Genomic DNA, 15,132 nt, shown 5'->3' on the forward strand with positions numbered 1-15,132 from the left:
CCCCGATTTGGTCTCCCACCTCGTGCTCCTGGGACCTGTAGTCGACCCAACCCGCCGAACAGTTCTTCAGCAGAGCCTGTCCCTGGGTCTTGACTCACTGCTCGAAAGCCCTGCCGGCAACGCAACAGTCTTTACCGACTACGCCCGCTCCGGCCTGCGCTGGTACCTCACCGAACTCCCCGTCATGATGACCTACGACCTCAACGCCCGACTGGCCCTGGCGAACCAACCCACTCTGGTCATCCGCGGATCCCGGGATCCCGTGGCACCCCGGCTCTGGTGCCAAAAACTGGCCGCTACCGCCCCGGATGGGCGCTTCCTGGAAATACCGGGCAAACCCCACATCGTCCAACACGGCGGCGCCGCCGCCACAGCCGCAAGCATCCTGGCACTAACCCGCCAGCAATGACCTAACCGTCCGGCTCACAGACACGGCCGATTTCGCGGAACCCCATGGCTGGAGAGCCGCCGTCGTCCCCAACTGAAATGGTTCCGGGGTTCCCCCAAAGACTGTCGGAATAACGGTGTTTGGGGTCCGGCCTGATCCAAAAGGAGACGGCACCTTGGGCACGAGCATGGCCAGACACCGATCGCGGCCAACACGCTCAACGGCACCAGGTCAAAGACCGTGCTGACCGAGATCGGCCCGGTCGAGATAGAAGTGCCCCGGGATCGGGACGGATCGTTCGAGCCGGTGATAGTGCCCAAGCGGAAACGGCGTCTGGACGGGATCGACCAGATCGTCCTCTCGCTGTCCGCCCGGGGGCTGACCACCGGGGAAATCGCGGCACACTTCGAGGACGTCTACGGGGCGAGGGTCTTTAAAGACACCATCAGCCTCATCACGGAGAAAGTCGCCGGAGGGCCGGCCGGACCCACACACCGTTTATCGGACAGTCCCTTCCCCCAAGTTCTTGAGGCGTGAAGGCGGTCCGCGGCTAGGTCCGTGCGTCGATCTCCTTTTGAACAATTGGGGCCAGTGTCCGAAGTACCTGCTGATCGTCTGTTCCAGCTGCGGGGCCCGTGCAAGGGATAGCCGGCGTAGAAACGGATAAACGGTGCCCCAGTGACGAGCGGGTTGGCAGCGAACCTGTCATCAGTTGAGGTGTCATTGACGATCAGCATCGCGTTCCCTTCCACCGTGGCGGTGCAGAGCGCGACCGCCCGGGGAGCCTCCCGGAGAGGCCCGACGACGGACTTGAAGTACTGGGCATTCTCGGCGATAAGTGACAACGACGCAGCGCCCACATCGAAGTACTTCCTGGCGGCAATAACCACCCGGTCAAAAGCCTCCTCAGCACCGCTATCAAGAAGATCCGTTTCCCGCAGGGATTCCAAACGTTCCGCGTGATGCCCAGCTCGTGCCGGGGCTCGCTCCAAAGATTCCGACCCGAAGTCGCTGCGCATCCCGTGTCATGGCTTCACTATTCCTTACCGGGTCTTCCGTTTCAGATCGCCTGATGCCTAACGAATCGCAACTGCCTGCTGCCGCGGGGTCGGGTTTCACGATGGGTTGCTGAAGGAGCTAAAAGAGGAAGGCATCCGCGTCTCAGCCCTCGAGCCCGGCTGAACTCACCGACGCCGGTCACCAGCCGACGCCTGGTGAAACCTACCAGCGGATCCGCCAATAACTCCGTACCACCGCTGGAACCAGTCGAATATGCGGTCAGCTGTAAAGGCTCATTGCTCGACACAGATGCTGCTTCCGACTCCGACCTGAGTAGCCTACCGTGTCACCCTTCCATTAGTGTGAAGGTTGATGTGGATCTGGTCACGATCGAAGGAGCGGGCATGCGTATAGGCGAGTTGGAACAAAGGTCCGGAGTGCCGGCTCGGATGCTCCGTTACTACGAGGAGCAGGGCCTGGTGACACCGCGCCGCCTCGACAACGGTTACCGGGAGTATGACGAATACCTCGTGGACCGCGTGGCCAAAATCCGCGGGCTCATCGACTCGGGTATCCCGACCAGGATCATCGGCAACATCCTGCCGTGTCTGAACCAGCCGCAGACCGTCGTCGTCGACGACGCCGACCCGGAACTTTTGGAAATTCTGCGGCAGGAGCGGGACCGGATGACCCATAAGATCGACGTCCTTTCGCAGAACCGGAACGCCATCACCCGCTACGTCCAGGCACTGGAGACCGCCGGCAGCAAGAGCGGCACTCGCGAACGACAGCCGGCGTAGCAGCAGGTGCACGATTTGACCTTGCCACTAGTGAGAAGGTTGCACTATGGGTAGGTGACTTCCTCCTCATCTCCAAAAATGATTCTCGGCCTGCAGCTCGGTAACGGGTACGGCGCCCACGGGTCGGCCTGGCGCGCCGCGGGCGTGGATCCGGCCAATTACGCCGACTTCGACGCGCAGGTGCGCTACGCCCAGGCCGCCGAACGGGGCAAGTTCGCGTTCCTGTTCCTGCCCGACTTCCTGGCCTACAAAGCAAATGGCGTGCAGGAGGCGCCCATGCTCACCCTGGAACCCCTGCTGACCTTGGCAGCCATAGCTCGCGCGACCGAGCGCATCGGTCTGGTAGCGACCGGCTCGACGACCTTCAACGAGCCCTACAACCTCGCTCGCCAGTTCAAGGCACTGGATGTGATGAGCCATGGCCGGGCCGGGTGGAACGCTGTGACGACCAGCGACCCTGCGTCCGCCGCGAACTTCGGGCAGGAGATCGCGCCCCGGCCGCAGCGTTACCAGCGGGCGCACGAGACCATCCAGATCACGCAGGCTCTCTGGGGTAGCTGGCAGCAGGATGCCTGGATCAGGGACACGACGAACGCTCGGTTCATCGATCCGGAGAAGATCGAGGCCATTAACCTGCAGGGCAAATATGTTGCGTCCCGCGGTCCGCTGCCCATACCGCCGTCGGAGCAGGGCCAACCTGTGGTCTTCTCGGCCGGCGGAGGCGCGAACGGCCTCGAGATCGCCGGTCGGTACGCCAGCGCCGTCATCGGCGCCGTATTCACCATCGAGGACGCGCGCGCCCAGCGCGAAGCCGTCCGCGATGCAGCGCATAAGGCCGGGCGCAACCCTGACGAGGTGAAGTTCATCGCCGGAGTGATGCCCGCCATCGCCGCCACCAAGCGGGCGGCACTGGACCGCCGCGTAGCCCTCGGCGACCAAGCCGCCCCCGCCCTCGTTTCCCATCTCGGCTCCATGCTGGGACTGACTCTCGATGCGAGCCAGATCGACGAGCCACTCAGGCCCGCGCATCTGGCAGCAGCCCGACCCAGCCCTTTCGATCCCCGCTCCCCACGGGCACTGGAGGTCGCCCGCGAAGGATGGACCCTCCGCGACATTCTCGCCCACGGGGTCATCGACTACCACCCCACCCCGGTAGGCCCGGCATCCGTCACCGCGGACCACATGCAGGAATGGTTCGAAGCAGGCGCCTGCGACGGCTTCTGGGTGTCCATCGACGTCTACGAGGACGGCATCGACACCTTTGTCGACGACGTCGTCCCCCTGCTGCAGGAGCGCGGTCTCTTCCACGACGACTACGAAGGCACCACCCTCCGTGATCACCTCGGTGCCCCCGCCCAGTACGGCCTGGACGCTCGACTCGCGGATAACGCCGAATGACGACAACCACCGACAACCCCAGCCATAATCAGAGCCACATCATTGATCAGGGTCTCTTCCGTGGCACGGTGGGCCGCTACGCGTCAGGCATCACGATCATCACCGGTCACGATGACCAGGGGCCAGTCGGGTTCACCTGCCAGTCGTTCTACAGTGTCTCCGTCGACCCGCCGGTCGTGTCCTTCAGCGTCATGAAAACCTCCACCACATACCCGAGGATCCGCGACGCCGGAACCTTCACGGTCAACATCCTCTCGGGCGACCAGGAAGCAGTATCCAACCAGTTCGCTCGACGAGGCACGGACAAATGGGCCAACATCCGATGGAGCCCCGCAACACAGGGCAACCCGGTCCTGGTTGAAAGCCTGGCCTGGCTCGACTGCACGATCTGGGCTGAGCACGACGCCGGCGACCATCTCATCGTGCTCGGACGCGTTATCGAACTAGGTACATCTCCTGAAGAACACCCTGATCCCCTGGTGTACTACCAAGGCCAATACCGGGCCCTCCGCGAGCTCGACCGTGCCTGATGCGTGTGTAGGTCGTTGCGTCCGTCGTAGGTGAGCAAACTTCAAGTTGAAGTACACCCCAACCTGACGAGGGGCTTGTTGGGTCCCAGAAATATGGGACCTTACTCCTAGTCCATTGGAGGCTGGCCCGCTGCCGCCCACAGCCAGGGACAAATTCTCATGGGTTATCCACCGCTACTGCTGCCAGGGAGCTACCCCCACGGCTCCCTATTTCCATCCGTGGATAACTTGAATTGACCCCAGCCATGGACGGATCAGAGGCGCCACCAGTTCCGGCTGCGTGATCAGCAAGCACGGTTTGCCTTGCCGAGACAGGTTGACGGGATATCCGTTATCGGCGTTCTAGAAGTCCCACAAAAGCCCGGGGAAAAACCGCATCTGCGCGACTGTTCAGTACGCTGCGGCGTACCAATGAGTCGGCTGCATTTCCCGCGTCGGCGACAAGGCATTGCAGCCTGGCGCGCTTCATTGCGGCCGGGCTCAGCGCTGCCAGAACCTCTGCAGCGCTAATCCGGGCAACGCCGCGATGATGATTGCGGCCAGTGTGAGCAGGGTGCCGAATATGGTTTGCGGATAGATGGCGCTTCCCGCCACCGGCAGCAGCCAGTCCATGAGCAGTGCTCCGATCAGCTGGCCGGCGATCATGCCCAGCGCAGTCAGGAGCACGCCGATATGCCGGATCAGCAGCGCGCTTAGAACCAGGTTGATGCAGCCCAGCGCCCCTCCGGTGTAGAGCCATAACTCGGCCGGCAGCGTGGGCAGCCCTCCGGCAACGGCCAGCTTCAGGATCCAGATCAGGGCCAGCGCGAGGCTGCCAATCAGATAGTTGATCAGGGTGCCGGGAATCGGCGACCGGACCTGTGCCGCGATCCTGCCATTCACGGCGTGCTGGAAGGGCATCAGGATCCCGCCCAGGGCAACCAGCGCGAGCGGGACCAGCATGGTGATGGGTTCAGACTCGCCGGAGAGCCGGGGCGACACCGCCCAAAACACCGCGCCCACTGTGAGTAGTACAGCGAGCACTCGCAGCCCGGTAATTGCCCGCTTGCCGCCGGGACCGAGTCCGAGCCGGTCCACGGCCAGTCCGCTGATTGTCTGGCCGGTCACCACCGCCACCGTATAGATGGCAATTCCGACGCCTGCGACGAAGCTGGTCTGCGCAAAGATGAAGTAGGCGCCGATGATGCCGGCGCCATGGAAGTACCACGGAATGGTGCGCTGGCGGGTGGTGGAGAGGAGTTTCACGAACGCGGCACGGCCGCTGGGAAGGACCAGCGTGGCAGCGGCCATGATCAGGGCCGCACCGCCGAAGCTGAACAACCCTGCCAGCAGTGAATCCTGCAGCCGGTGCCCCAGCTCGCCGTTGATTCGGGCCTGCAGGGGCAAGGTGAGGCCTGCGATAACGGCGAGCGGAATGCCTGCGGTCAGCAGGCGGGCTGGCGATCGGAGCTGCGGAGCGGTTGGGGCACTGACAACCGACAGCACTTTAGAAGCCCGCCTGGAAGGCGATGGCGAGTCCCGGCGTGGTCGGTGTCGGCGTGCTCCCTTGCCGGACCAGAACCATCTGGTGTCCTGCGCGGTGGCGGTTGTGCAGCATGATCAAGGTGTACTCCGGAGGCAGGTGCGTGGATTATCCGCGCGATTGGCAAGGTTCTGCTGCGGCTCCATACTCAGCAGGACTAGGCAACCGCCCTTTAGCGGTGAACTGCCATTTTTGCGATGGGGTTGACCAGTTGATGCGGGGGCTGTTTCCTGAGTAAAGCTCGCAGCTTTGCAGTCGCAAGTAAAACACGCTCTACGGCGCTCTGGCAACCGATTGCCACGACGCACTTCATCTTTTCGGGCAGCATGCAGTGGCAATCGTTGCGAAGTGTGGGCCTGATTGGACGGCCTCGGGCCACTGCACTGCTGCGCGCCGACACTCCGCACGCCTGTGTTGGTGTGTAGCCGGCGCGTCCCACTGGCACCCTGCCCCGGAAGAGGACCTCCATGGCCGCCCGCCAAACCCCAACCCGGCCTCGACGCCCGCCCGATGGACAGCAAGGCAGCGGTGGCTGGACCTGTACGACCAGCTCCGCCGGGCCGCACCGAGCTCTGCCTCCGCTACCTCATTTGCGGGACAACCCGACGTCATTCGAACTTGCAGCCTGGGCGACCGCGCTGCAGGAGTTGGCGGAGTCTACGCCGCTCGGGTCCCGGTGGTGCTGGTCAGCAACCCGCCTCAGCCGAGCGTCTACGCTCTGTGAGGCAACTGGCCATCATCGGTGCCCGCGACGACCCTGGAAACCACCCTCTCGCCGCAACCGCGATGGGTACCCTGGTCCAGGGCCTGACCCGCAATGGCGTGTGGGTGAAGTTCGTCAAAAATTGTCTGGTCTTCACGGGGGGAGGACTCCCCCATCGCCAACCTATGCTCTCCGTCATGGGCGCCATCACCGAATCTGAACGCTCCCTCATCAGGGAACGCCAGGGGGAAGGCATCGCCTGGGCTAAGCAGCGCAGCGCTACAAAGGCCGGAAAAAGACCTTACCCCGGACCGGGCAGCCAAAATGGTCCAGCCCGCCGAAAGCGGAGTTCCGAAATCTGTTCTTGCCCGTGACTACGGGATCAGCAGGGAGACCGTCTACCAGTACCTGCGCCGCGAAACTGGAGTGAAGCGCTCCCCCTGCCGGGGATTCTCATGGGTTATCCACCGCTACTGCTGCTCCGGGAGCTAATCCAAGGGCTCCCAAATCCAGCCCTGGATAACCCGAATTGACCCCAGCCATGGACAGAACTGAGTCATTCAGCGCAGCTTGTCCGGCCTCGCCAAGTTGACGGAATCTCCATTATCAGCTTTGTAAAAGGTAGGGAGGGGGCCGCAAAAGTGAGTTGCCTGGCCGTCAGTCATAAAACTTCCACCGCGAAACCATCGGGCTTGAACTGCTAATGGTCGTCCAAGCCCGCGTCGTTAACCTCGGGCATGCAGGCGAGAAAGCCGGGTGAAGTTTCCACCCGGCTTTCTCGTTGTTCGGCTGATCCTGCGTGCTAGACCCTTAGATCGCTATGGAGTTTCCGCGGTGCCCTTGCAGTGTGTGAAGGTTGCGGCCGAGCAGCAGCACGGTTACAGGGCTTTGCCCCGCGGGTTGTCTTCGAGGTCCGTTGGTCCTGTGAGGTCCATTTCGAGCAGCGGCACGACTTTTGATTTGGTGATGAAGCGGTGGGTCAGCCATAGGGCGATGAAGATGGGCAGTCCGATGTAGGAGGAAAGTACTTCCAGGGTCCGTCCGGCGAGCACTGCCTCGTAGTTCTGTCCTGCGATTACCAGGATCAGTAAGGCGAAGGCCAGCAGTGGGCCGATGGGGAACAGGGATGCTTTGTAGGGCAGGTCGGTGACTTTATTTCCCTGTGCGAGGAAGCCGCGCCGGAAGCGGTAGTGGGAGATTGCGATTCCCGCCCAGACGATGAAGCCGCACAGCCCTGACATGTTCAGCAGCCAGGAGTAGGCGGCGCCCTGGCCGATGATGGCGGAGAGGAATCCGAAGAGTCCCACGGACGCGGTGGCCAGCATGGCCGGGATCGGCACGCCACGGCTGTTGGTTCGGCCGAAGAGCTTCGGGGCCATGCCGTCGTGGGCCATGGCGTACAGCATCCGGGTGGAGGCGTATAGTCCGGAGTTGCCTGCTGAGAGGATGGCGGTCAGGATCACGGCGTTCATCAAGGCCGCTGCGAAGGCGATCCCTGCGTTTGAGAAGACCAGGGTGAACGGTGATGCTGCGATATCGGCTTCGCCGGAGGCGAGCAGGCTCGGGTCGGTGAATGGGATCAGGCAGCCGATGATGAAGATGGCGCCGATGTAGAAAAGCATGATGCGCCAAAAGACAGTCCGGATGGCCTTTGGCACTTCGCGTCGCGGGTTTTTGGCTTCGCCTGCTGCGACACCTACCAGTTCGGTGCCCTGGAATGAGAACCCGGCAATCATGAAGACCGAGATGATCGAGACCCAGCCCCCGTGGAAGACGTCTTCGCGGTTTTCCCAGTTGCTTAGCCCTGGGGAGGAATTGCCCAGGATACCGAAGATCATCAGCGTGCCGGCGATCAGGAAGATCACCACTGCGCTGACCTTGATCAGGGAGAGCCAGAACTCCGACTCGCCGAAGGCCTTCGCTGAGAGGGCGTTGAGCCCGGTCAACACCAGCAGGAAGATCCCGGCCCAGACCCAGCCGGGGACTCCAGGGAACCAGAAATCCATGATAATTCCGGCCGCGACCAGCTCGGCAGCGACGGTGATTGCCCAGTTGAACCAGTAGTTCCAGCCGATCGCGAACCCAAAGGACGGGGAGACGAAACGTGTGGCGAAGGACTGGAAGGAACCGGCGACAGGGATTTTGGCCGACATTTCGCCCAGTGACTGCATTAGCAGGAATACCATCAGCCCGACTAGCGCGTAGGCTGTCAAAGCACCGCCGGGGCCTGCCTGTGAAATGGTGCCGCCCGAGGCCACGAACAGCCCGGTACCGATTGCACCACCAATGGCAATCATCTGCAGGTGGCGGCTGCTTAGTCCGCGCTTGAGCTCGTTGGCGGCTTCGCCGGAGCTACGCTCTGCCCCGGTTGCAGGGGAAGAACCGCGCCATTCCATTCCATCTGGTCTGGTCTCTGCCGAGGTTTCGTTCGTTAGCGTCATGCAACACCCCCCAAGGGCATCAGCACGCTCTGGCTCAGGTTTCTCGTCCTGTCGGCGGCTCGACCGGTGCAGGCATCTTCGCTTGCTGTGCCGAGCGGGTAGGCAGCAACGCTGCCTCGGGGTCCTCTCTGCGCGGCTGGCCCCGCGCTGAGGGACAGCCCTAAACCGGGACACACTCCGGTTACAGGGTTGCCGGGAGCAATGGCCCGATCATTTGTCTGCGTGTGGGAGCCAAGTCCCATGATGCCTCCGAAAAGGTAGCTGCGGATAAGAAAAGCTTCCGGCGCCCCGGGCCGGGAAGAACGGTGATCAAGCTAACACACGAGAAGGGGGAGGCTTCCGGCGAGGGGAGTGTTGCCCGCTTCACACGCCAAGTCCTTACGGAAGGTCTGGCATTTCTGCTTTTGAGCGTAAGAAGCGCTGATCTGAGCGCCACTATGAATAAGAAGTTCTGCAAGGCTGCCGTGACTAGCGGCAGCACGAAGCGTCGAAGTGTTGAACCTTTCCTCTGCTGGCCGCTGGCGCGTCATCGTACTGGCGGGTTCAACCAGCAGGTGCAGCGCCGTTACGCCACTTTGTTTCAGATACGTCGGCCCCACGAGACGCCAGGGTCGACGAACCCTTGGCAGTAGCAGAAGGAGCGGTCTCGCAACCCAGGACGGTCGTGGCAACCAGGTCCTATCCTCTCCCGTCGTCGTGTAGCCCGACTGCCGCTTCTCCGACAGATCAGGAGCCGGTGGAGTCTGTGGGGGCGCCCGCAGTATCAGCGGGAACGCGAACCGGAGGCAAGGCAGAAGAGTCGGCGCAGCAGAGCCGATGGCTTGGAAATCAGTATGGATCCGTAAGGGACGAGTGTCTGGATCTCCTGATATGCCGACCGGTAAGCCCCGTCTCACTCGTAGCGGCGGAAAAGGCACTCCAGCAACAGAATTGCTTAGCCATAGGGGGTGCAAATTTTACTCCTGCTAATGCGTTGCTACGTTCTTCGAAGAATCCCCTTGAACGAACGAGCATGACTGTAATCGCAAACCCGGAAGTGGCAGCCGCCCAGGCTCAGGACCTTAGGGCGCTCCCGGCATGGCAAGCTCTGAAGGCTGCCGTCATCGGGCTGCAGCAGGTTCAGGTCCAGGACGGTTCCGTTCCGGAAGCCGCTGACCATGACCAGGCCCGCCAGTATGTCAGCATCATCACCGACTCGATCAGTGTCCTGCGCGCTTCCCTTCCCCACGACAGCGAATACCTGGAACTGCTCGTGCAGGACTTCCAGCGGTGGGCGGCCGAGGGCTTCGTCGTACCTGACTTCCTTGACTCATTGGTAGCCTTCCACCCCGAGCAGTGGCGCGTCGATGGGCTGCCACATCTGGTTGTGTTCCCCATGTACACAGAACGGCAGCACCAACCGCTACTTTGAGGCCGTCATCATCGAAGTTCTCTGGCCTTCATTCGTCGCTGAACTGGAGGCGGGGAACTACTCGAACAAGCTGTTTGTCCCCATCAGCTTCGTGGATTTCACTCCCGGCTATGACACGAACTCTGCAGTGCTGTTCCCCGAGAGCGTAGCGGTACGGAGCACCCCCTCGTTCACCTGGGGAGGCATTTTTGCGGACCGTGAAGCTGCCCGGTTCCGCCGCGTGCTGAAAGCTGCTGCCGATATCACTTCACTGGATCTGCCCGCTGACGCCGCGGAACTGATCGAAGACCAGCACCTCACGGAAAAGACCTTCGTGATGTGGGATCTGATCCATGACCGGACCCACATGCGCGGGGACCTGCCCTTTGACCCGTTCATGATCAAGCAGCGGATGCCGTTCTTCCTGTACTCCCTTGAGGAGCTTCGCTGTGACCTGACCGCCTTCCGCGAATCAGTCCTCATCGAGCGGGACGAAACGGCTTCCGAGGATGCCCGCAAGCACGCCAAGCTGGTCCAGTACGCCGTGATCTTCGACCGCATTTTCCGCTTCGCGATCACCGGGAACCGGGTCCGTAACTACGACGCGGTGGGCGGCCAGTTGCTGTTCGCCTGGATGCACCAGCACCGGGTCCTGCACTGGACCGATGGAAAGTTGAGCATCGACTGGAAGGACGTCGCCGGCGTGGTCGTCGAGCTGGGCCTGCGCATCGAAGAACTCTACTGGCGTTCAATCGATCGGCCGAAGACCGCGCACTGGCTCGCTGCCTATCAGCTCGTCTCGCAAACCCTCACCCCCCACCCGGCCTCTGTATGGGCCAAGGGACCGGAGGCCCTTCCGCTGGACGGCCCGCCCCGGGCTCTGACGGACCAGATCCTTGATGACGAATTCCCCCTGTCGATGTTCTACGAAGCACTGGAGAAGAAGATGCGCCAGGTCATTGAATCGACTGCCGGGATTACCGGTAACAGCCCTGTCAAGACTGAGGGCGGGGCGGGCGCATGAACCAGGACCTCTCCGGGCGTACGGTCGTCGTCGCCGGTTCGACAAGCGCAGCCGGCGTTGCAGTAGTCCGCACCCTCTCACAGGCAGGGGCACGCATAGCCGCGGTGGACATCCTTGCGGACCGGGTGCAGGAGCTCTCGGGAACTTACGAGAACGTCACTGGCTATGTCTGCAATCTCGCCGACCTGCAGGCCGTTGAGGACTTGGCAACCTCTGTCCGGAATGATCTGGGCCCCGTGGACGGCCTTATCCACCTCGTTGGAGGCTGGCGAGGCGGTGCCGGCATTAAGGCTCAGACGGACGAAGACTGGGACTTCCTGCACACCAGCGTGCTCACCACCCTGAGGAACACCAGCCGTGCGTTCTACGATGACCTGGCTACCTCCCCTGTGGGACGCCTGGCCATCGTTTCCGCACAGTCCGCTTCCGCCCCGACAGCAGACGGCGCCGCTTACGCCGCTGTTAAGTCCGCGGCGGAGGCATGGACCCTGGCTGTGGCTGACGGCTTCCGGCACCTGCAGGGCGGAAAGGAAAGCCCTCTCTCCGCCCAGCACTCGGCTGCCCTGATCTTCGTCGTCAAGGCTCTGGTCGATGACCGGATGCGCGCAGCCCAGCCGGAACGGAAGTTCCCGGGCTTCACCGATGTCAGTGTCCTTGCCGACGCTGTTCAGCAGGTCTTCTGCATGGAGGCAGAACAGATCAACGGGCAGCGCGTGCCCCTCGCTGCCGGCCAACTCGTGGGTGCCCCGGCATGAGCGTCAGTGTTGACAACAAAGCAGGCGTCCCGCAGCCACTTGCGGGACGCCTGCACGACCCCGCCTACCGGGGTTTCGCCTCGGACAACTACGCCGGGGCTCACCCCGAAATCATTCAAGCAGTTCAGGCAGCCAACGAAGGCCACGTCACCGCATACGGCGAAGACATCTACACGGCCGCGCTTCAAGAGCTCGTCCAGGCCCACTTCGGAACAACTGCCACCGCATACCCTGTCTTCAATGGCACCGGAGCCAACGTCCTTGCCCTGCAAGCCCTACTCCCCCGTTGGGGCGCTGTTATCTGCGCGGCCACAGCGCACATCAATACCGACGAAAACGGTGCCCCGGAACGCATCGGCGGAATAAAGCTCCTCCCGATCCCCACACCCGACGGCAAACTCACCCCGGAATTGATCGACGCCGAAGCCTGGGGGTGGGGAGACGAGCACCGGGCACAACCGCTGGTCGTATCGATCACCCAGACCACCGAACTCGGGACCTGCTACACGCCCCTTGAAATTCAACGGATCGCTGAACACGTCCACGCCAAAGGCATGAAATTGCACCTGGACGGAGCAAGACTGGCCAACGCTGCAGCGCACCTCGGGCTTCCCCTGCGGGCATTCACCACCGACGTCGGCGTCGACGTCCTGTCCTTCGGCGGCACCAAAAACGGGCTGCTGTTCGGCGAAGCCGTTATCTGGCTCAACCCACAATCCGACCCAGGCATGAGCTACCTACGCAAGATGAACATGCAGCTCGCGTCCAAAATGCGGTTTGTCTCCGCGCAACTGATAGCCCTGCTAACAGATGGATTGTGGCTGCGCTCCGCCAGCCACGCCAACGAGATGGCAACACGTCTCAGCGAAGGGATCTCCGCCATTGACGGTGTTTCCCTGACGCAAGCCACACAATCAAATGGCGTCTTTGCCGTCCTTCCACCCCGCGCAGCCGCGAAAGTCCGGGAATCCTTCCGCTTCTACGACTGGGACCAAGCACGCGGCGAAGTCCGGTGGATGTGCTCCTGGGACACCACCCAAACCGACGTCCGAGCTCTTCTGGCCGCCGTTAAGGAAGCCGCAGGCTCCCCGACTTCCTAATAAAGCGAATAACCAGGGAAACATACCCGCCACCCGTGGCGGTACTCACAGCGGGCGCGGTCTCACCAGACCGCGCCCGCGAGCAAGGGTGGCGGCACAATGATGGTCGGCCATGCCCAAGACGCCGGCGCCGTTGCTACACCGTCGTGGTGCACAGCATGGACCGCGGGACCATCCTCGGATTCAGCATCGGGTACGTGTCCACGCTTGTCGGCATATTCCTCCTCTACCTCCCGAACCTCGTCCTGTTGTAGCGCTGCTGATAGCCGCGGGCCTGGTTCAACTTCGGCGGATTTCGCGCCGCTGGGCTGTTGCACAACAGAACAACGGAAGTGCGGTCGATTTCACCATGGAGAAGATGGAGGCCGCCCGGTTAGATAGATGTGAGGCTAACCACGAAGGTTTTAGGAGCACGTTGTGATTTCAAAGGAGAATCGCGTCAGAGTCTCCCTATGGGACGACGTTCAGGTTGGCGATTCAGTAAAGCTGCGCAGTAGCGGGCGCATGGAGTATTCCGGTGAGGTGGATGACCGAACAGCGAGTGGCGACGTCGTGTGGGTTACCAACCCTGTGGGCGGGCGGCGCTTGTTCCATATCCATGATGGCTACGATTTACAGCTGGCGTTGGCATGATCGAGCCATGTCCTGAGGACTGCCACTACTGTACGTGTCCGGAAACCGATTAGTTAGTCATTGATGGCCAACGGAGCAAGACGAGTAGCCGCTTTCGCCGACGGCTCTTACAACCAATCCATTGTCACTACGCAAAATGTAGGCATCCTTTCGATAGTTAGGACATGCCAGCTAGGAGGGGACCATGCGTCGTATAAGACGCGGCGTGCGCAGCGCTTAGGGTTTGACGAGACATCGACGGGCGAATTTCTTCCTGGTCCCCGGGGAGTTCAATTCCCTCAGTACAGGCGACATACCGCGTCTGCAACTCGGGAGCGCGCTGTTGTGCCCCTGCTCCCGGAAGTACTACAGGAACACCAAAGCCCGACGATGATCTGCCACGATCCGCTAACCAATGGAACGGGCATTGGTGCACAGGAGCGCCGCACTAGAAGGCCCGACAAGGACTTTCCGGGTGGGGCCCGGTGAAAGCGGTGTTAGAGAAGGGCCGCAGAAGGGGTACTTCGCGCGTTTCGTGAGGGTTTCAGGTCTCAGTGAGTGCGCTGTTGCGCTGAGCAAGGGTCCGGAGGATTCCTGTGTGGTCAAGGGCGCCGTCGCCCCGCGCGATCATATCCTCGAAGAGGTCCTGGATTAACGTACTCAGGGGTAGCTCCAGATGTGCTGTTCTAGCCGCCCCCAGCACGAAGTTGAGGTCCTTCAACTGGTTTTGGGCGCTGCCGCCACCTGTGAAGTCGCCGTCAATCCATCTGTGCCCTTTTTGGCGCAGCACCTCGGAGTCGGCCAGCCCACCCCGAAGCAGTTCAAGCATCACCGATGGATCCAGTCCCCCGCCGCGCGCGAGAAGCATGGCTTCGGAAACTGCCGTGACCGTGCCGGCGACGACGATCTGGTTGCAGGCTTTGGCCAGTGCGCCCGAACCTCCCGAACCCATGTGCCGGATGGTGCTGCCCATGTACTGGAATGCCGGGGTGACCGAGCGAAGTGCGTCCTTGTCCCCGCCTACCATGATGCTCAGGGTGCCGTTTTCGGCGCCCACGGTGCCGCCACTGACGGGGGCGTCCAGGACTCGGACGCCATGTTCGCGAAGCATCCGTTCGCCGAAGGCCGCCACTGCCCCCGGCGCGACGGTCCCGTGCACGACGAGTATCGGCCGGGCAATGCCCCGGGCTGTCCATCCGGCTATCAGGCCCTCTTCTCCCGGAAGCAACGATTCGACGTGGCTTAGGTCCGGCAAGACGGTGAGAACTATGTCGGCGGCCGCCTCAAAAGGTGAGGTCGCAACGCGGGCGCCCAGGCCGACCAAGGCTTCGGCCTTCGAGGCAGTCCGGTTCCAGACTGTCAGCTCGCCATAGCCCTTCAGCAGCCGGCGCGCCATGGGTTCCCCCATCGGCCCTAATCCCATCAAGGCAAGCGCTGGGTGGTCATGTTCAGCCATTGGGGATCCTTTAG

12 protein-coding genes and 2 pseudogenes are annotated in these 15,132 nt (G+C 62.2%); 10 read left to right on the forward strand and 4 right to left on the reverse strand.

Annotated features, from left to right (window positions below; translation table 11 throughout):
• Positions 1 to 409, forward strand: a 409-nt coding sequence (locus AC50X7_RS18040) for an alpha/beta fold hydrolase (protein WP_494980268.1), incomplete at its 5' end; no start/stop codon positions are given.
• 150 nt (positions 410 to 559) lie between these two features.
• Positions 560 to 856, forward strand: a pseudogene (locus AC50X7_RS18045) (transposase); the annotation flags it as partial.
• Here the strand turns inward: AC50X7_RS18045 and AC50X7_RS18050 are convergent.
• On the reverse strand, positions 805 to 1,407 hold the full coding sequence (locus AC50X7_RS18050; RefSeq protein WP_494980269.1) for a GAF domain-containing protein: 603 nt from the start codon (positions 1,405 to 1,407) through the stop codon (positions 805 to 807). The pseudogene AC50X7_RS18045 and the gene AC50X7_RS18050 overlap by 52 nt on opposite strands.
• Before the next feature lie 384 nt (positions 1,408 to 1,791).
• On the opposite strand from AC50X7_RS18050, the gene AC50X7_RS18055 reads away from it, so the two are divergent.
• Genes AC50X7_RS18055 through AC50X7_RS18065 form a run of 3 tightly spaced genes read left to right on the forward strand, consistent with a single transcriptional unit; the run spans position 1,792 to position 4,115 of the window.
• Complete coding sequence (locus AC50X7_RS18055) at positions 1,792 to 2,187, forward strand: MerR family transcriptional regulator (RefSeq protein WP_494980270.1); 396 nt, start codon at positions 1,792 to 1,794, stop codon at positions 2,185 to 2,187.
• A gap of 54 nt (positions 2,188 to 2,241) precedes the next feature.
• On the forward strand, positions 2,242 to 3,585 hold the full coding sequence (locus AC50X7_RS18060) for an NtaA/DmoA family FMN-dependent monooxygenase (RefSeq protein ID WP_494980271.1): 1,344 nt from the start codon (positions 2,242 to 2,244) through the stop codon (positions 3,583 to 3,585).
• A complete protein-coding gene (locus tag AC50X7_RS18065; protein WP_494980272.1) occupies positions 3,582 to 4,115 on the forward strand; it encodes a flavin reductase family protein in 534 nt (177 codons plus the stop codon). Before AC50X7_RS18060 ends, AC50X7_RS18065 begins: the two co-directional genes overlap by 4 nt.
• Before the next feature lie 480 nt (positions 4,116 to 4,595).
• On the opposite strand, the gene AC50X7_RS18070 is transcribed toward AC50X7_RS18065, so the two are convergent.
• A complete protein-coding gene (locus AC50X7_RS18070) occupies positions 4,596 to 5,600 on the reverse strand; it encodes a DMT family transporter (RefSeq protein WP_494980273.1) in 1,005 nt (334 codons plus the stop codon).
• An 823-nt stretch (positions 5,601 to 6,423) separates the two neighbouring features.
• Here AC50X7_RS18070 and AC50X7_RS18075 point away from each other — a divergent pair.
• Both AC50X7_RS18075 and AC50X7_RS18080 read left to right on the forward strand, forming a co-directional pair.
• The gene (locus AC50X7_RS18075; protein WP_494980293.1) at positions 6,424 to 6,714 is read left to right on the forward strand and encodes a recombinase family protein; all 291 of its coding nucleotides are present in this window, start codon (positions 6,424 to 6,426) and stop codon (positions 6,712 to 6,714) included.
• The gene (locus AC50X7_RS18080) at positions 6,665 to 6,832 is read left to right on the forward strand and encodes a helix-turn-helix domain-containing protein (protein WP_494980274.1); all 168 of its coding nucleotides are present in this window, start codon (positions 6,665 to 6,667) and stop codon (positions 6,830 to 6,832) included. The genes AC50X7_RS18075 and AC50X7_RS18080 overlap by 50 nt, the downstream gene beginning before the upstream one ends.
• Positions 6,833 to 7,218: 386 nt before the next feature.
• Here AC50X7_RS18080 and AC50X7_RS18085 read toward each other — a convergent pair whose 3' ends face one another.
• On the reverse strand, positions 7,219 to 8,736 hold the full coding sequence (locus tag AC50X7_RS18085; RefSeq protein ID WP_494980294.1) for an amino acid permease: 1,518 nt from the start codon (positions 8,734 to 8,736) through the stop codon (positions 7,219 to 7,221).
• 1,153 nt (positions 8,737 to 9,889) lie between these two features.
• Here AC50X7_RS18085 and AC50X7_RS18090 point away from each other — a divergent pair.
• The 3 genes and pseudogenes from AC50X7_RS18090 (at position 9,890) to AC50X7_RS18100 (ending at position 13,050) form a co-directional block, all read left to right on the forward strand.
• Positions 9,890 to 11,195, forward strand: a pseudogene (locus AC50X7_RS18090) (DUF6421 family protein).
• Entirely contained in the window at positions 11,192 to 11,950 is a 759-nt protein-coding gene (locus tag AC50X7_RS18095) for an SDR family NAD(P)-dependent oxidoreductase (protein ID WP_494980275.1), read from the forward strand. The pseudogene AC50X7_RS18090 and the gene AC50X7_RS18095 overlap by 4 nt, the downstream one beginning before the upstream one ends.
• On the forward strand, positions 11,947 to 13,050 hold the full coding sequence (locus AC50X7_RS18100) for a threonine aldolase family protein (protein WP_494980276.1): 1,104 nt from the start codon (positions 11,947 to 11,949) through the stop codon (positions 13,048 to 13,050). Before AC50X7_RS18095 ends, AC50X7_RS18100 begins: the two co-directional genes overlap by 4 nt.
• A gap of 1,156 nt (positions 13,051 to 14,206) precedes the next feature.
• Here the strand turns inward: AC50X7_RS18100 and AC50X7_RS18105 are convergent.
• Positions 14,207 to 15,118 carry an NAD(P)-dependent oxidoreductase gene (locus tag AC50X7_RS18105; protein WP_494980277.1) on the reverse strand — a complete coding sequence of 304 codons (912 nt, stop codon included), beginning with the start codon at positions 15,116 to 15,118 and terminating at the stop codon, positions 14,207 to 14,209.
• Positions 15,119 to 15,132: the final 14 nt, after the last annotated feature.

Source organism: Pseudarthrobacter sp. Hb11 (assembly GCF_059383655.1).